Consider the following 16,385-nt stretch of genomic DNA (forward strand, 5'->3'; position numbering starts at 1 on the left):
GGGACGCGGGACTCACTCGAGCCCGGCGCGGACGGCCGAGTCCCACAGGCCCTCGGCCCACGGCAGGCGGGTGTTGACGGTCTCGTCCGCGCCGGCGGCGGGCGTGTCCTCGGCCTCGGTGTCGGTCTCGGTCTCGGAGGGCCGCCCCGTCACGGAGTACAGGGTCTCCCCCGGCATGACCAGCTCGAGACGCTCACGCGCCTGCTGGGTCACGTAGGAGGGATCGTCCCACAGCTGGATCCGCCGCTCGTAGTCCTCGCGCTGAGCCTGCATGGCGGCGATCTCCTCGCGCGCGGCCGAGATCTCCAGCTGCTGGTTCAGGAACGCGCGCAGCGTGGGCGCCACCAGGACGGCGGCCACCAGCAGCACGGCGACGACGATGAGCGCGCGGCCCGTGATCTGCCGGGCCGGCACCGGCTCCGGCAGCGGGGCCCGACGGCGGGCGGCCGTGGCGGCGGCCGATGCGGCGCGGCGGGGGGCGGGCCGGGGCCGACGCCCGGCCGGGCGGACCGGCGCCGTCCGGCGCGGGGGTGCCGACGGGGACGCGGGGGCGGCGGTGTCCTCGGCGGGGGCCGTGTCGGCCCGGTCCGCGTCCGGGTGCCCGTCCAAGTGTCCGTGGTGACCGGCCTGGCGGCGCTCCTGGACGCTGTGCAGGTCGATGACCTCGGCGTCCGTCGCCGCGGGCGTCGGCGTGGTGGCCTCAGGGGTCGGCGTGGGCGCGTCCGCCTGCGGGGAGGCCGTCGTCGGGGCCGCCGGGGCCGCGACGGCGGGCCGGCGCGGGGCGCCCGTCGTCGGGTCGACACGGGGCACGCGGGGGCGGCGCGGACTCATCGCGGACTCCTTCGGACGCGTGGCGGGGACCCTCACAGCCTACTGCCCGCCCCTGGCAGGCTCCTGGCCGCCCCCGGGACGGGCGCGGGCCCGCCCGGAAGGATCCGGGCGGGCCCGCGCGTCGTCGTCGGGACGGTCAGCCGCGGAAGCGCGGGAAGGCGGAGCGGCCCGCGTAGACGGCGGCGTCGGCCAGGTCCTCCTCGATGCGCAGCAGCTGGTTGTACTTGGCCACGCGGTCCGAGCGGGCCGGGGCGCCGGTCTTGATCTGGCCGGCGTTGGTGGCCACCGCGAGGTCCGCGATGAACGTGTCCTCGGTCTCGCCCGAGCGGTGCGAGATCATGCAGTGGAACATGTGGCGCTGGGCCAGGGAGATCGCGTCGAAGGTCTCGGTCAGGGAGCCGATCTGGTTGACCTTCACGAGCAGGGCGTTGCCGGCCTTCTCGTCGATGCCGCGCTGCAGCCGCTCCACGTTGGTGACGAACAGGTCGTCGCCCACCAGCTGGACGCGATCGCCCAGCTGCGCCGTCAGGTGCTGCCAGCCGTCCCAGTCGTCCTCGTCGAGCGGGTCCTCGATGGAGACGATCGGGTAGTTGTCCACCAGCTCGGTGTAGTAGGCGGCCATCTCCTCGGCGGAGCGCTGCTGGCCCTCGAAGGTGTAGGAGCCCTTGTCGAAGAACTCGGAGGAGGCGACGTCCAGCGCCAGCGCGATGTCCTCGCCCAGGCGGTAGCCGGCCTTCGTCACGGCCTCGGCGATGAGGTCCAGGGCGGCGCGGTTGGACTCCAGGGACGGGGCGAACCCGCCCTCGTCGCCCAGGCCGGTGGACAGGCCCTTCTCCTGCAGCACGGTCTTCAGGGCGTGGTAGACCTCGGTGCCCCAGCGCAGGGCCTCACGGAAGGACGGGGCGCCGATCGGGGCGATCATGAACTCCTGGATGTCCACGTTGGAGTCCGCGTGGGCGCCGCCGTTGAGGATGTTCATCATCGGCACGGGCAGCACGTGGGCGTTCGGGCCGCCCAGGTACTTGTAGAGCATGAGGTCGGAGGCCTGCGCGGCGGCCGCGGCGACGGCCATGGACACGCCCAGGATCGCGTTCGCGCCCAGCTTGCCCTTGTTGGGGGTGCCGTCCAGGTCCCGCATCGCACGGTCCACGGCGCGCTGGTCCGCGGCGAACTCGCCCTCGAGCTCCTCCGCGATGCCCTCGACGGCGGCGACGGCGTCCAGCACACCCTTGCCGCCGTAGCGCTTCTTGTCCCCGTCACGGCGCTCGACCGCCTCGAACTCGCCGGTGGACGCGCCCGAGGGCACGGCCGCGCGGCCCAGGGAGCCGTCGGTCAGCAGGACCTCCACCTCGACGGTGGGGTTGCCGCGCGAGTCGAGGATCTCGCGAGCGTGGATGGCGTCGATCAGGGCCATGGACGGGTCTCCTTCAATCGAAGTCGGAAGTCGTGCCCGCGGCGTGGACACGGCCTCAGCCTAGCGGGGACCTCAGGTTCCGGTCGGCCGCGCGCCGGCGACAAGACCGCCGTTCCCCCCTGCTGCGATGTCGCTGGGGCGCGGTCGGGACTGCGGCCGGGCCGGAGCGGCGGCGCGTCAGCCGGACGGGCGCAGCGCCGCCCAGTCCCCGGCACGCACCCGGGCCACCGTGGCGCGCAGGGCCCGTTCGGGGTCCAGCCCCGCCGCCCGGGCCCGGCGCACCAGCGTGAACAGCTCCGCCCCGAGCGCGGCCTCGTCCGGCCACCCCGCCGCCGGGCGCTCCCCCGCCTCCGCGACCGGCGCCGGGACGTGCGCGGCGAGCGGGTCCGGCTCCTGCCGAGCCGCGCGGTCCACCACCTTCGCGGCGGCGGCCAGCGCCGGCAGCCGGGCCGGGACGTCGCCGACGTCGAGGCCCGGGCCGGTGCCGCCGTCGTCGTGGGCCGGGGCGGCGGGCGAGAGCCCCGCGGCCGCCCGCTCCCGCGCCTTGACCCGCTCCCAGGCCAGCTCGACGGCCTCGGGCGTGACGGCGGCGAGCTCCTCGGCCGGGCGCAGGCCGCCCTCGGGGGTGAGCACGAGCGGGTTGCGCCGGATCATCTTGGCGGTGAGGGCGTCGGCGGCGTCGTCCAGGCGGAACCCGGCCGTCTCCGCCGGGGCGCCCGGTGCCCGGGAGACGGCGGCGTGCAGGACCACCTGGAACAGGACGTCCCCGAGCTCGGCGGCCAGGGCGGGGTACGCGCCGTCGGCCCGACGCGCGGGCACGTCGGCCCACGCGGCGGTGTCGCGGGTCTCGATCTCCGCCACCGCCTCGTACGCCTCCTCCACGAGGTACTCGGCGAGGTCGGCGTGGGTGAGCGCAGCCGTCCAGGGGCAGTGGTCGCGCAGGGCCTCGACCACCGCCACCAGACGGTCCACACTCTCGCTCACGGGAGGATCAGTCGTCCTCGTCCTCGTCGTCCAGCTCCTTGAGGACCGGGCCCACGGCGTCGCCGGAGATGACCTCGCCCCAGCCGGCCACGAGGATCTCGGCGAGGTCCTCGCGCTCGTCCACGGACAGGAAGGCCGCCTCGGCGGCGTTGAGCTGCAGGTCCAACAGTTCGGAGAGCGAGTAGCCGAAGGTCTCGGCGAGCAGGTAGAGCTCGTCGGTCAGGGACACGTCCGAGACGAGCCGGTTGTCCGTGTTCACGGTGACGCGGAAGCCGAGCTGCACGAGCAGGTCGATGGGATGGCCCGCGATGCCCGCCGCGGCGTCCACCGCGCCGGTCTGCAGGTTCGAGGACGGGCAGACCTCCAGGGCGATCTGCCGGTCCCGCACCCACGCGGCGGTCTCGCCCAGGTCCACGAGGCCGGTCAGCTCGTCCAGCTGCTCGCCGTCCTCGTCCACGCCGCCGTACTCCACCGAGATGTCCTCGGCCAGGCGCACGCCGTGGCCCAGACGCAGGGCGCGGCCGTCCACGAGGGCCGAGCGGACGGAGTCCAGGCCGTCGCCCTCGCCCGCGTGCACGGTGACGGGCAGGTGGTGGGCGGCCAGCCACGTGAAGGTGTCGGCGAAGCGGGAGGGCGGGAACCCGGCCTCGGCACCCGCGATGTCGAAGCCCACGACGCCGGCCTCGCGGTGGCGCACGGCCAGCTCGGCGATCTCCTGGGCCCGGTCGGCGTGCCGCATCGCGGTGACCAGCTGTCCCACGCGGATCACGTGGCCCGCGGCGTCGGCGGCCTCGACCGCCTCGTCCAGACCGGCCTGCACGGCCTCGACGGCCTCGTCCAGGGTCAGCCCGCCGGCCAGGTGCTGCTCGGGGGCCCAGCGGATCTCGCCGTAGACGACGCCGTCGGCGACCAGGTCCTCGACGAACTCGCGGGCCACGCGGCGCAGCTGCTCGCGGGTCTGCATCACGGCGGTGGTCAGGGCGAAGACCTGCAGGTACTTCTCGAGGGACTCGCCGTTGGCGTGCTCGGCGATCCACTCGGCCAGGCCCTCGACGGTGTCCGCGGGGACCTCGACGCCGGCCTCGCGGGCCAGGTCGAGGACGGTGCCCACGCGCAGGCCGCCGTCGAGGTGGTCGTGGAGGGAGACCTTGGGCAGGACGGCCAGGTCGACCTCGAGCGGGGAGGGGGATGCGGTGTCCGGAAGCTGCGTCGTCGTCACGGGCGTCACTCTACGGCAGGGCGCTCAGCGCAGGGCCTCCTGCTCGGCCAGGGTGAGGCCCTTCACCCCGGAGCCCAGCCGGCGGCGCAGCAGGGCCTTGAGCAGACGGTCCAGCAGCAGGCCCACGAGCGCGGCACCCGTCACGGAGACGGCGATCTGCAGCACCGGATTCTCCAGCCAGCCCGCGGTCAGGCGCGCGATCATGATCGAGTACGCGGCCCAGCTGGCCGTGGAGAGCAGGTCCAGCGCCACGAACCGCACCGGCGGATAGCGGGTGGCGCCGGCCGTGAGGTTCAGGGCCACGCGGCCGCCGGGGATGAACCGGGCGGTGAACAGCAGCAGCGCGCCGTGGCTGTGCAGGTGGTGCCGGGCGACCTCGACCGTGGCCCGCACCCGCCGCAGCCGCATCCACCGGAACCGCTCCACGCCCACGGCACGGCCGATCGCGTACGCGGCCACGTCCCCCAGGAACGCGCCCGCGAAGCCGACCCCCCACAGCGCCCACAGGGAGAACGGGTGCCCGTCGCGGACGATCGCGCCGAGGGCCACCAGCACCGACTCCGACGGGAAGATCGGCACGATTCCGTCGAGCAGGCACAGCAGCAGCGTCAGCGGCAGGACCCACCACTGCGCGGAGGCGTGGAGGATCGCCTCCTCGAGCCACGCGAGCATCCGGTCAGCCGATCCGGTCCAGGATCACGGAGCGCTCGCGCAGGGTCCGGGCGTCGACGTCGTCGAGCTCGCCGACGGCCCACCCGCCGGCGAGCGCGGCCCTCGCCCGCTCGAAGCGCTCCGGCGTGTCCGTGTGCAGGGTCAGCACCTTCTGACCCTGGGCCACGCGCTCACCGGGGCGCACGTGCAACTCGACGCCGGCCGCGGCCTGGACGGCCTGGCCCTGCCGCTCCCGTCCGGCGCCGAGGCGCCACGCGGCCAGGCCCACGGCCATCGCGTCCAGCTCGGTGAGGACGCCGTCCGTCTCCGCGACGACGTCCTCGGTGTGGGCCGCCGTCGGGAGGGCCGCGCGGGGGTCGCCTCCCTGGGCCTCGATCATCCGGTTCCACACGTCCATCGCCCGGCCGTTGGCCAGGTGCTCGGCCGGGTCCACGTCCGTGACCCCGGCGCCGGCGAGCATCGCGGCGGCGAGCGCCACGGTGAGCTCCACGACGTCGGCCGGGCCGCCGCCGGCGAGCACCTCCACCGACTCGCGGACCTCGAGGGCGTTGCCGGCCGTCCGGCCCAGGGGCACGGACATGTCCGTGAGCAGCGCCGAGGTGTCCACCCCGGCGTCCCGGCCGAGGTCCACCATGGTCCGGGCCAGCTCGCGGGCGGACGCCTCGTCCTTCATGAACGCGCCCGAGCCGCACTTGACGTCCAGCACGAGGGCGCCGGTGCCCTCGGCGATCTTCTTGGACATGATCGAGGAGGCGATCAGCGGGATGGCCTCCACCGTACCGGTGACGTCGCGCAGGGCGTACAGGCGCTTGTCCGCCGGGGCCAGGCCCGAGCCGGCCGCGCAGATCACGGCGCCCACCTCGGAGAGCTGGCGCAGCATCGCCTCGTTGCTGAGGTCGGCCCGCCACCCGGGGATCGCCTCGAGCTTGTCCAGGGTGCCGCCGGTGTGGCCGAGGCCGCGGCCGGACAGCTGCGGCACGGCCACCCCGAAGGAGGCCACGAGGGGGGCCAGCGGCAGGGTGATCTTGTCCCCCACGCCGCCGGTGGAGTGCTTGTCCGCGGTGGCCAGGGGGCGGCCGTCCGGGGTGGTGAGCCCGCCGAAGTCCATGCGCTCGCCCGAGGCGATCATCGCGTCCGTCCAGCGGGCGATCTCGGCGCGGTCCATGCCGTTGAGCAGGATCGCCATGGCCAGGGCGGACATCTGCTCGTCCGCCACCACGCCACGGGTGTACGCGTCCACCACCCAGTCGATCTGCTCGGGGGACAGCGTCCCCCGGTCCCGCTTGGTGCGGATCACCTCGACGGCGTCGAAGGGCTCGGCCTGCGGCTGCGCGGTCATGGGGGTCTCCTCGGGGGACGGCTGCGACGGTCAGCCTCCGACTCTAGCGAGCGGGCCCGGGAGCGCGCCGCGGGTCAGGGACGGTCCGCCCGCTCCAGGTTGGCCGGGCCGAAGGCGTCCGGGAGCACCGCGTCGATCCCCCGCTCCCCCGCCGGGGTGAGCAGCACGAGCCCGGGGGCGCGGAACTCGTACAGCAGCTGGCGGCAGCGGCCGCAGGGCATGGTGAGCACGCCGTCGCCGTCCACGCAGACGAACGCGGCGAGTCGGCCGCCCCCGCCCATGCGCAGGTCGGCCAGCAGCGCGCACTCGGCGCACAGCGTCAGCCCGTAGGACGCGTTCTCGATATTGCAGCCCGAGACGAGGCGGCCGTCGTCGGTGAGCGCGGCGGCGCCCACCCGGAACCCCGAGTAGGGCACGTAGGCGTGCTCCGTGGCGGCCAGGGCCGCGGCCCGCAGCCGGTCCCAGTCCACGCGCGGCGCCGTCGTCGTGTGCTGCCCGTCCGCCACGGCTACTCCTTCACGTACGGCACGCCCGAGGCGGCCGGGCCGCGCGAGCGGCCCACGAGGCCGGCCACGGCGAACACCGTGACGAGGTACGGGAGCATCGCCATGAACTGGCTCGGCACCGGGGTGCCGAGGATCGCCAGGACGTACTGCATGTTGGTGGCGAAGCCGAACAGCAGCGCCGCGAAGAACGCGCCGATCGGGTTCCAGCGGCCGAAGATCACGGCCGCGAGCGCGATGAAGCCCTGGCCCGCCGTCATCTCCTTGGTGAAGGACGACGCGGAGACGAGCGTGAAGAACGCCCCGCCCATGCCGGCCACCGCACCGCCCAGCAGGACGGCGGCGTAGCGCGTGCGGTTCACGTCGATGCCCACGGTGTCCGCGGCCTTGGGATGCTCGCCCACGGCGCGCACGCGCAGGCCCCAGCGGGTGCGGAACAGGGCGAACCACAGCGCGATCACGAGCAGGTACATCGCGTAGCCCAGGATCGTCTGGTCGAACAGGATGGGCCCGAGCACGGGGATGTCCGCCAGGCCCGGAATCCGCAGGTTCGGGAAGTGCGGCGGCGCGTTGAGCTCGGTGTCCCCGCCCGTGAGGACGGTGGAGTACAGGAAGCTCGTCAGGCCGGCCACGAGCACGTTGAGCACGACGCCGACGATCACCTGGTTGACCAGGTACTTGATCGAGAACACGGCGAGCAGCCAGGACACGAGGACGCCGGCCACGATGGCGGCGGCCAGGCCCGCCCAGGGCGAGCCGGTGGCGGTGCCGACGACGGCGGCCGTGAACGCGCCCGCCAGCAGCTGACCCTCGATCGCGATGTTCACCACGCCCGAGCGCTCGGCCAGGATGCCGGCCATCGAGCCGAAGATCAGCGGGACGGCCAGCGCGAATGAGCCGGCGATCAGGCCGGTGAGGAACACGGTGGTGTTGTCCGCCGAGCCGATCACCCAGATGAGGAACGCGGCCACGAAGGCGACGGCGAACAGGGCGGCGGCCCAGCCGGGGGTGCGCCCCGAGCGCAGGGTCGCCAGCCAGGCCACCACGGTGAGCGCCGCCATGAGCCCGACGAACAGCCAGCCGCCCAGCACGGGGTCGGCGGTCAGGTCCGGGAGCACGACGGCGTCGGACGGGGTGGAGAGCCGGAAGGTCGCCGTCGCCTCGGGGGCGCCGAGGGCGAAGACGGCCAGGGCCAGCAGGGTCAGGACCGTCAGGGCGATCGGGGTGGTCCAGTGCCGGACCACGACCCGGGCGGGCTCGGCAGCCTCGGGGCGGACGACGTCGGCGTGGGGCCGGGCGGCGGTCGCGCTCATCGGGCGTCCCCCTTCTGCTCGTGCGGGCGATGGGTCGGGGCGGCGTCCGTGGGCTGGGTGGTCGGAGCCTGCGGGTCCGCGACGGCGGCGGCCGCGGCCTCCTGGACGCCCGTGGACGGGGCGGCGGCGTGGCCGGCTGCGCCGGTCACCGCGGCGCCGGCCACGGCGGGCTGGGTCACGGGGTCGGCGGCGCGGCGGGCGCGGGCGGCGCCCGGGGCGGGCAGCCGGAAGATGGCGCGCACCAGCGGCGGGGCCGCGATGAGCAGCACGATCACGGACTGGACGACGAGGACGATGTCGACCGGCACCCCGGTCTCGGTCTGCATGGTCACGCCGCCGGCGCGCAGGGCGCCGAAGAGCAGGCCCGCGAACAGCACGCCCACCGGGTGGGACCGGCCGAGCAGGGCCACCGTGATCGCGTCGAAGCCGAAGGACCCGGCCACGGACGTGTTCAGCGTGCTCTCCGTGCCGGCCACGTGGGTGGCGCCGGCCAGGCCGGCGAGGCCGCCGGAGATCGCCATGGCGGCCACGTAGGAGCCCTTCACGGAGATGCCGGCCGTGCGGGCGGCGTCCGGGTTGGCGCCCACGGCGCGCAGGCGGAAGCCGAGGGTGGAGCGCTGCATCAGCCACCACGTGAAGAGCACGGCCAGCAGCGCGACGAAGAAGCCCCAGTGCAGCCGGAAGTCGGTCCCCAGCAGCCGCGGGAACATGGCGGAGCGGTCCAGCGGAGCGGACACCGGGTTCGTGGTGGCGGGCGCCCGCAGGACGGGGGTGTTCAGCAGGTAGGCGAGCAGGTTCACGGCCACGTAGTTGAGCATGATCGTGAGGATCACCTCGTGCGCGCCCGTCCAGGCCTTGAGCACGCCGACGACGGAGCCCCACAGCACGCCGCCGAGCACGCCCATCACGACGACGAGCAGCAGGTGCACGCCGGCCGGCAGGTGCAGGTGCACGCCGAACCACGTGGCGAACATGGCGCCGAAGATGAACTGGCCCTGGCCGCCGATGTTGAACAGGCCCGCCCGGAAGGCGATGGCGATGCCCAGCGAGATGATGATCAGCGGGGTCGCCACGGTGAGGGTCTCGGTGAGCGGGTAGAGCATGCCCGTCGCGTCCGAGGCCCGGTAGTTGAAGACGGCGCCGCGGAACAGGGCCGCGAAGGCTCCGGCGAACGCGGCCCAGGCGGCGGACAGCAGGTCGCCCGGGCGGGCGAAGAAGTAGCCGGCGGCGTCGCGGACGTCCTCGTCCACGGCGATGATCAGCAGGCCGGAGATCAGCAGGGACAGCAGGATCGCCAGGGCGGTGACGGTGCCGTTGCCCGAGAGGATCCGGCGCAGGGCGGAGTCGGCGGGGGCGGGCCGGGCGGCTGTGTCGGACGCGGGGGCCGGGCGCTGCGGGGCGGCGGTGCTCACGGGCGCTCTCCTTCCGTGGTGGGGTGGGCGGCGGGCGCCGCGCCGGCGGTGCCGGGCGTGCCCGCGGCGACGTCCGCGCCGGAGGCGAGGGCCGCGTCGTCGGGGGTCTGGCCGGCCATCATGAGGCCGAGCGTCTCGCGCGAGGTGCCCCCCGGCACGATGCCGACGATCCGCCCGTGGTACATCACGGCGATCCGGTCGGCCAGCTCGAGGACCTCGTCCAGCTCGGTGGAGACGATCAGCACGGGGGTGCCGGCGTCGCGCTCGGCGATGATCCGGTCGTGCAGGAACTCGATCGAGCCGACGTCCACGCCGCGCGTGGGCTGCGAGGCGATGAACAGGCGCAGCCCGTCCACGAGCTCGCGGGCCATGACGACCTTCTGCTGGTTGCCTCCCGAGAGGGAGGAGACCGGCAGGTCCACGCCCTGGGTGCGGACGTCGAACTCGGCCACGCGGCGCTCGGCGAGCGCCCGCACCGCGGCGGGGCGCATCTGCACGGCATTGCCGGCCGGGGCGACGTCGTACCGGTTGAGCACCATGTTCTCCGCCACGGAGAACGGGCCGACGAGCCCGTCCGTGGAGCGGTCCTCGGGCACGAAGCCGACGCCGGCGCGGATGATCTGGCGGGTGGACCGGCCGATCAGCTCCCGGCCGTCCAGGGTGACGGAGCCGGTGGCCTTGACCAGGCCCATGATCGCCTCGGTCAGCTCGGTCTGGCCGTTGCCCTGCACACCGGCCACGGCGAGGACCTCGCCCTGGCGGACGGCGAAGGACACGGCGTCCAGCAGCACCTGGCCCGTGGGCGAGACGACGGAGAGGTCCTCGACGCGGAACGTCTCCTCCCCCAGGGTCGGGGCCGTCTTGCGCCGCTCGAGGACGACGCTCCGGCCCACCATGAGGGCGGCCAGCTCGGCGGCCTCGGCGGAGGGGTCCGCCGTGCCGACCACGCGGCCGCGGCGCAGCACGGTGATGTCGTCCGAGACGGCCTTGACCTCGCGCAGCTTGTGGGAGATGAACACGATCGCCGTGCCGTCCGCGCGCAGCTGGCGGATGATGCCGAGCAGCTCGTCGGTCTCCTGCGGAGTGAGCACGGCGGTCGGCTCGTCCAGGATGAGGATGCGCGCATCGCGGACGAGGGCCTTGATGATCTCGACGCGCTGCTGCACGCCCACGGGCAGGTCCTCGACGACGGCGTCCGGGTCCACGTCGAAGCCGTACTGGGCGGAGATCTCCCGGATCCGCCGGCGGGTGGCCTCGAGGTCGAGCACGCCCAGGGCGCGGGTGTGCTCGTCGCCGAGGGCCACGTTCTCGGCCACCGTGAAGACGGGCACGAGCATGAAGTGCTGGTGCACCATGCCGATGCCCGCGCGCATGGCCTCGCCGGGGCCGGAGAACCGGACGGGCTCGCCGTCGAGCAGGATCTCCCCCTCGGTGGGCTCGTAGAGCCCGAAGAGGACGTTCATCAGGGTGGACTTGCCGGCGCCGTTCTCGCCGAGGAGGGTGTGCACCCGCCCCGACTCCACGGTCAGGTTCACGTCCTCGTTCGCGGCGAACGAGCCGAAGCGCTTGGTGATCCCGCGCAGTTCGAGCCTCATCGAGGGCCTTCCGTCTGGTCGATGCTCGTGGTGCCGCTCTCGGCGGCGGGGGCGGGCCGGGCGCCCGCGCGCCGCGGGGCCGGTCCGGAGGGGTCCGGGCCGGCCCTGCGGCGATGGCGAGGCGGGTCAGGCCTCCGGGGAGTACTCCGAGCCGACCTTCAGCTCGCCCGAGACGATCTTGGCCTCGAGGTCCTTGAGCTCGTCCTTGAGCTCCTGCGGCACCGTGTCCTCGAAGTCGTGGAACGGGGCCAGTTCGACGCCCTTGTTCTCCAGCGTGCCCACGTAGGGCTCGGCCGAGAACTCGTCCTTCAGGTCTGCGGCGATCACGTCGGAGACGGACTGGCCCATGTTCTTCTTCACCGAGGTGAGGATCAGGTTGCCGTCCTTGGTGGACTCGTAGCCGTCCGAGTCCGGCCAGATGACCTTGACGTCCTTGCCGCCCTGGTTCGCCTCGCGGACGGCGTCCAGGGTGCCCAGGCCCACGGGGCCCGCCACCGGCATCACGATGTCGGCGCCCTCGTTGATGAAGTTGGCGGTGTTCGTCTTGCCGTTGGCCACGTTCTTGAAGTCGCCCGTGAAGGAGCCGGTCTTCGCGTCCTTGTCCCAGCCCAGGACCTTGACGTCCTTGTCCTTGACCTCGTTGTAGTGCTCCACGCCGCGGGCGAAGCCGTCCATGAAGATGGTGACGGTGGGCAACTCGGCCCCTCCGTAGGTGGCCACGGTGCCGGTCTCGGTGGTGCCCGCGGCCAGGTAGCCGGCCAGGAACGCCGCCTGCGCCGTGTCGTAGGTGAGCTTCTGCACGTTGTCGGTGAAGTCGCCGTCGACGACGTCCACGCCGAAGAAGTGGGTGTCGGTGTGCTGCGCGGCGATCGGCTTCATGGTGTCGCCGAGGAGGAAGCCAACCCCGACGACGGCGTCGCAGTCGGCGTTGACCATGGCGGTCACGTTCGGGGTGTACTCGCTGGGCTCGTTCGACTCGGCCTCGCTGGTGGTGATGCCGTAGGCCTTCTCGGCGGCCTTGAGGCCCTCGTAGGAGGACTGGTTGAAGGAGCGGTCGTCGAAGCCGCCCTCGTCCGAGACGATGCAGGCCTTGTAGTCCTTGTTGTCCGAGCCGACGCCGTCCACGGTGGCGATGGCCTCGCTCTCGGCGGCGCCGGAGCCCGAGGCCTCGGACTGCTCCGGCGGGGCGCCGCACGCGGTCAGCAGCAGGCCGGAGACGCCGAGCGCGGCGGCGGGGAGCAGGAGACGACGGCGGCGCGCGGCCGACGGGGTGGCGATGCCCATGGGGTTCCTCATTTCGGAAGGCACGGTGCGAGGTCCGCGGCCGGTGGCCGCGGAAAGACGGGGCCCGTGCGGGTGGCCCCGTCCGGATGTGCGCGAGTCTACCGAACGGTTGGCCCGTCCCCTCCGGCGGGTGCGGGCGGCGGGGTCAGTGGTGGTCCTCGCCCGTGAGCACCTGCAGCGCGGCGGCGGTGAAGACCCGCATGCCCACGCCGATGGCCCGCTCGTCCGGCGCGTAGTCCCCGCGGTGCAGATCGTAGATGGGGCCGCCCGGGGACCGGGTGCCCAGGCGCAGCATGGAGCCGGGCACCTTCTGGGTCATCCAGGCGAAGTCCTCGCCGCCCATCGACTGAGGCGTCAGGAGGATCGCGCGCGAGCCGAGCTCCCGCCGCGCCGCGGTCTCGATCAGCGCCGTCTCGCCCTCGGTGTTGTGCACCGGGGGGACGCCGCGCACGTGCTCGAGCTGCACGTGCACGCCGTACGGCGCGGCGACCTGCCGGACCACCTCGTCGAGCAGCGCACCGGCCTCCTCCCACACGTCCGCGTCGAGGCAGCGCATGGTCCCGGCCAGGTAGCCGGTGTTGTCGATCGCGTTGGGCGCGCTGCCGGCGGCGATCTGCCCCCACACCACGGAGACGGCCGAGCGCACGTCGATCCGCCGGGAGAGCACGGCCGGCACGTTCACGGCGATCTGGGACAGGGCGAAGACCATGTCCTCGGTGAGGTGGGGCCGCGAGGTGTGTCCCCCGCGTCCGGTGAGGGTGATCCGGATGGTGTCCGCCGCCGAGGTGATGGCGCCGATGCGGGTGCCGATCGAGCCGACGTCGACCTGGGGGTCGCAGTGCGCCGCCAGGATGCGGGGCACGTCGTCGAGGACCCCCTGGCGCAGCACGGCCAGCGAGCCGCCGGGCAGCCGCTCCTCCGCGGGCTGGAAGATGACGCGGACCGTGCCGTGGGCCCGCTCACCGGCCGCGCGCAGGTCGGCGTCGGCGGTGGCCCCGCGGAGGATGCGGCCGAGGGAGACGGCCACACCCGCCATGACGGCGGTGTGCATGTCGTGGCCGCACGCGTGCGCGACGCCGTCATTGACGGACACGTAGGGCAGGCCGGTCTCCTCCTCGACCGGCAGCGCGTCGATGTCGGCGCGCAGGGCCAGCACCACCGGCCCCTCCCCGACGTCCACGTAGGCGCCCGTGGACTCCATCCGCACGGGCGAGAGCCCGTAGCCGGACAGCAGCTCCACGATGCGGTCGGTGGTGCGGTACTCCTCATAGGAGAGCTCGGGATGCCGGTGCAGGTCCCGGCGGAAGGACACGATCTCGTCCTCGAGCTCGGCCACCACGGGGCCCACCGAGGGGACGGAGGTCGGACGGGGCCCGGTCAGCACGGAGTCGGAGGTGGTCATGGCCCAGCACCCTACTCCGGGGGTGCCGGTCGGTGGGGGCCGGACCCGGCCGGGGACACGGTCAGAGGACCTCGTCCACGCCCTCCGCCTTGAGCGCCTCGACGGCCTTCTTGACCTCCTGGGCGTGCTCCGTGGTGGTGACCAGCAGCGCGTCCTCGGTGTCCACCACGACGACGTCCTCGATGCCGATCAACGCGATGACGCGCTTCGTGTCCGTCACCACGACGCCGGACGCGTCGTCCGAGTACACGCGCGGGGTGTCCCCGATCACCGTGATGCCGGAGGCGTCCTTGACCGGGTTCAGGCGGGCGATCGCCGCGAAGTCCCCCACGTCGTCCCACGTGAAGGAGCCGGGGATCACGGCCACGTCGCCGACGGCGGCGGCGGGCTCGGCCACGGCGTAGTCGATGGCGGTCTTCGTCAGCTCGGGCCACACCCGGGCCATGACCTCGTCCCGCTCCGGCGTCTCCCACGCGCGGGCGATCTCCATCAGGCCGGCGTGCAGCGCGGGCTCGTTCTCCTCGAGGTGGGCCAGCATGAGGCCGACGGGCGCCACGAACATGCCCGCGTTCCAGAGGTAGCGGCCGGACTTCACGTACTGCTGGGCGACCTTCAGGTCCGGCTTCTCCACGAACGCGGCGACGTCGTGCGCGTCCGGAGCGCCGGCCACGCGGAGACGGCGGCCCCGGCGGATGTAGCCGAAGCCCGTGGCCGCGTGCGTGGGCTCGATGCCGATGGTCACGATCCGGCCGGTGGCCGCCGTCTCGACGGCCTGCCGCACCGCGTCCTGGAAGACCTCCACCGGGGAGATCACCTGATCCGCCGCGAACGAGCCCATGATCGTGTCCGGGTCACGCAGGGAGAGGATCGCCGCGGCCAGGCCGATGGCGGCCGCGGAGTCCTTGGGCGAGGGCTCGAGCACCAGATCCGTCTCCGCCAGATCCGGCAGCTGCATGCACACCGCCTCCCGGTGGGCCTCCCCGGTCACCACGAGCATGCCCGCGGCCAGGGGCGCCAGACGGTCCCACGTGGCACGGATCAGGGTCTGGCCCGAGCCGGTGAGGTCGTGGAGGAACTTCGGGGCGGCGGCCCGCGAGAGGGGCCACAGGCGGGTGCCCACGCCCCCGGCGGGGATCACGGCGTGGAAGCGGGACAGGGCCGTGCCCGGCGCGGCCTCGCGCGGGGCATCGGTCAGGTTCGGATCGGTGCTCACCGGCCCAGACTACGGAACCGTCCGGACGGGGGACCACTCGCCGCCTCCCAGGCGGGGCACAGCCCAGACCGAGCAGGACGGCGGCGGGGCGCCGCGCGTGTCACAGTGGCCGCCCCGGCCCCCGATCGGGCACGGAGGCGCGGGAAGGGTCTACCCTAGGCGGAGGAATCCACTCGCACACGCCCCTGCCCGTCGTCGTCCCACGGCGGAGGACCGGGATCGTGCATTCCCCCTGGAGGTATCAACCGTGTCTAGCGCCACTGCGCAGGCCCCGGCCAAGAACGGCCGCGGAACCCTGTACCGGGGCCACGGCGGCATGTGGTCCTGGGTGGGCCACCGCGTCACCGGCGTCGTCATCTTCTTCTACCTGCTCGTCCACGTGCTGGACACGGCCCTGGTCCGGGTCTCCCCCGAGGCCTACAACGCCGTGATCGGCTCGTACAAGACGTGGTACTTCGCGCTCGGCGAGGCCGGCCTCGTCGCGGCGATCATCTTCCACGCCCTGAACGGCCTGCGCATCATCCTGGTCGACTTCTGGAAGGGCGGCACCCAGCACCACAAGACCCTGCTGTGGATCGTGCTGGGGCTGTGGGTCGTCCTGACCCTGGGCTTCGCCATCCGTCACTTCAGCCTCGCACTCGGAGGTCACTGAGCCATGAGCACCACCGCTGAGACCACCATCGCGGCGCCCCGCAGCCGCCGTCTGGACCCCAAGTACACGCGCGACGGCGGCGGCCGCGGCAACTTCGAGATGCTCGCCTGGCTGTTCATGCGCATCTCGGGCGTCTTCCTCGTCGTGCTGATCGCCGTGCACCTGACCACCAACCTGCTGGTGGGCGACGGCATCCACGCCATCGACTTCGGCTTCGTGGCCGGCAAGTGGGCGCACCCGCTGTGGCAGTTCTGGGACCTGGCCCTCCTGTGGCTGGCCATGCTGCACGGCGCCAACGGCGTGCGCACGATCATCAACGACTACACCCGTCGCGGCAGCGCCCGCTTCTGGCTGACGATGATCCTGTACATCGCCACGGCCGTGATCATCATCCTCGGCACCCTGGTGATCTTCACCTTCGATCCCTGCATGGTGGACGCCTCCGGCGCCCTGCTCGAGGGCTCCCCGGCCTTCTGCGGCTGACCTCGGAAACGCTCACCCTGCGGTGCGGCCGGCCCGAGCGGCCGCCGCGTCACAGACACCCAGAAAGAG

General features: G+C 73.5%; 15 protein-coding genes. 2 read left to right on the forward strand and 13 right to left on the reverse strand.

Translation table 11 applies throughout. The features are described from left to right. Positions 1-12: 12 nt before the first annotated feature. From AC0VX4_RS08695 to AC0VX4_RS08755, 13 genes are all read right to left on the reverse strand, one after another. Positions 13-831 (reverse strand): FtsB family cell division protein, encoded by an 819-nt coding sequence (locus AC0VX4_RS08695; protein ID WP_475464259.1) that lies wholly within the window; start codon positions 829-831, stop codon positions 13-15. Between the two features lie 136 nt (positions 832-967). Next, positions 968-2,245, reverse strand: a complete 1,278-nt coding sequence (eno, locus tag AC0VX4_RS08700) for a phosphopyruvate hydratase (RefSeq protein ID WP_060774492.1) — start codon at positions 2,243-2,245, stop codon at positions 968-970. Positions 2,246-2,422: 177 nt separating this feature from the next. After that, the gene (locus AC0VX4_RS08705) at positions 2,423-3,229 is read right to left on the reverse strand and encodes a MazG nucleotide pyrophosphohydrolase domain-containing protein (RefSeq protein ID WP_475464260.1); all 807 of its coding nucleotides are present in this window, start codon (positions 3,227-3,229) and stop codon (positions 2,423-2,425) included. 7 nt (positions 3,230-3,236) lie between these two features. Continuing rightward, positions 3,237-4,448, reverse strand: a complete 1,212-nt coding sequence (locus AC0VX4_RS08710; RefSeq protein ID WP_475464261.1) for an adenosine deaminase — start codon at positions 4,446-4,448, stop codon at positions 3,237-3,239. A 24-nt stretch (positions 4,449-4,472) separates the two neighbouring features. Continuing rightward, positions 4,473-5,120, reverse strand: coding sequence for a DedA family protein (locus tag AC0VX4_RS08715; protein WP_002856558.1), 648 nt, complete (start codon positions 5,118-5,120; stop codon positions 4,473-4,475). 4 nt (positions 5,121-5,124) lie between these two features. Next, positions 5,125-6,459: a thymidine phosphorylase gene (locus AC0VX4_RS08720; RefSeq protein ID WP_475464262.1), complete on the reverse strand. Its 1,335-nt coding sequence runs from the start codon at positions 6,457-6,459 to the stop codon at positions 5,125-5,127. 74 nt (positions 6,460-6,533) lie between these two features. Further along, positions 6,534-6,965, reverse strand: coding sequence for a cytidine deaminase (locus AC0VX4_RS08725; protein WP_475464263.1), 432 nt, complete (start codon positions 6,963-6,965; stop codon positions 6,534-6,536). 2 nt (positions 6,966-6,967) lie between these two features. Further along, positions 6,968-8,275 (reverse strand): ABC transporter permease, encoded by a 1,308-nt coding sequence (locus AC0VX4_RS08730; protein WP_002856564.1) that lies wholly within the window; start codon positions 8,273-8,275, stop codon positions 6,968-6,970. Then, positions 8,272-9,687 (reverse strand): ABC transporter permease, encoded by a 1,416-nt coding sequence (locus tag AC0VX4_RS08735; RefSeq protein WP_369022653.1) that lies wholly within the window; start codon positions 9,685-9,687, stop codon positions 8,272-8,274. The genes AC0VX4_RS08730 and AC0VX4_RS08735 overlap by 4 nt, the downstream gene beginning before the upstream one ends. After that, entirely contained in the window at positions 9,684-11,282 is a 1,599-nt protein-coding gene (locus AC0VX4_RS08740) for an ABC transporter ATP-binding protein (RefSeq protein WP_269600537.1), read from the reverse strand. The genes AC0VX4_RS08735 and AC0VX4_RS08740 overlap by 4 nt, the downstream gene beginning before the upstream one ends. 126 nt (positions 11,283-11,408) lie before the next feature. Continuing rightward, a complete protein-coding gene (locus tag AC0VX4_RS08745; protein ID WP_144824690.1) occupies positions 11,409-12,566 on the reverse strand; it encodes a BMP family lipoprotein in 1,158 nt (385 codons plus the stop codon). A gap of 145 nt (positions 12,567-12,711) precedes the next feature. Beyond that, the gene (locus AC0VX4_RS08750) at positions 12,712-13,968 is read right to left on the reverse strand and encodes an amidohydrolase (protein WP_144824691.1); all 1,257 of its coding nucleotides are present in this window, start codon (positions 13,966-13,968) and stop codon (positions 12,712-12,714) included. 61 nt (positions 13,969-14,029) lie between these two features. Beyond that, positions 14,030-15,181, reverse strand: a complete 1,152-nt coding sequence (locus AC0VX4_RS08755) for a mannose-1-phosphate guanylyltransferase (RefSeq protein WP_060775495.1) — start codon at positions 15,179-15,181, stop codon at positions 14,030-14,032. A gap of 247 nt (positions 15,182-15,428) precedes the next feature. On the opposite strand from AC0VX4_RS08755, the gene sdhC reads away from it, so the two are divergent. Together sdhC and AC0VX4_RS08765 are read left to right on the forward strand one after the other, a co-directional pair. After that, on the forward strand, positions 15,429-15,833 hold the full coding sequence (sdhC, locus tag AC0VX4_RS08760) for a succinate dehydrogenase, cytochrome b556 subunit (RefSeq protein ID WP_078025777.1): 405 nt from the start codon (positions 15,429-15,431) through the stop codon (positions 15,831-15,833). 3 nt (positions 15,834-15,836) lie between these two features. Continuing rightward, positions 15,837-16,316 carry a succinate dehydrogenase hydrophobic membrane anchor subunit gene (locus AC0VX4_RS08765; protein ID WP_036314556.1) on the forward strand — a complete coding sequence of 160 codons (480 nt, stop codon included), beginning with the start codon at positions 15,837-15,839 and terminating at the stop codon, positions 16,314-16,316. Positions 16,317-16,385 lie beyond the last annotated feature (69 nt).

This window comes from Micrococcus sp. 63XJN7_8_ISO-PGPR-S23-253, assembly GCF_056173425.1.

What these genes read in the sequence shown, in the direction of transcription:
- AC0VX4_RS08695 (WP_475464259.1), bottom strand. Translation starts at nt 831, where the DNA reads ATGAGTCCGCGCCGCCCCCGCGTGCCCCGTGTCGACCCGACGACGGGC.
- eno (WP_060774492.1), bottom strand. Translation starts at nt 2,245, where the DNA reads ATGGCCCTGATCGACGCCATCCACGCTCGCGAGATCCTCGACTCGCGC.
- AC0VX4_RS08715 (WP_002856558.1), bottom strand. Translation starts at nt 5,120, where the DNA reads ATGCTCGCGTGGCTCGAGGAGGCGATCCTCCACGCCTCCGCGCAGTGG.
- AC0VX4_RS08720 (WP_475464262.1), bottom strand. Translation starts at nt 6,459, where the DNA reads ATGACCGCGCAGCCGCAGGCCGAGCCCTTCGACGCCGTCGAGGTGATC.
- AC0VX4_RS08730 (WP_002856564.1), bottom strand. Translation starts at nt 8,275, where the DNA reads ATGAGCGCGACCGCCGCCCGGCCCCACGCCGACGTCGTCCGCCCCGAG.
- AC0VX4_RS08740 (WP_269600537.1), bottom strand. Translation starts at nt 11,282, where the DNA reads ATGAGGCTCGAACTGCGCGGGATCACCAAGCGCTTCGGCTCGTTCGCC.
- AC0VX4_RS08745 (WP_144824690.1), bottom strand. Translation starts at nt 12,566, where the DNA reads ATGGGCATCGCCACCCCGTCGGCCGCGCGCCGCCGTCGTCTCCTGCTC.
- AC0VX4_RS08750 (WP_144824691.1), bottom strand. Translation starts at nt 13,968, where the DNA reads ATGACCACCTCCGACTCCGTGCTGACCGGGCCCCGTCCGACCTCCGTC.
- AC0VX4_RS08765 (WP_036314556.1), top strand. Translation starts at nt 15,837, where the DNA reads ATGAGCACCACCGCTGAGACCACCATCGCGGCGCCCCGCAGCCGCCGT.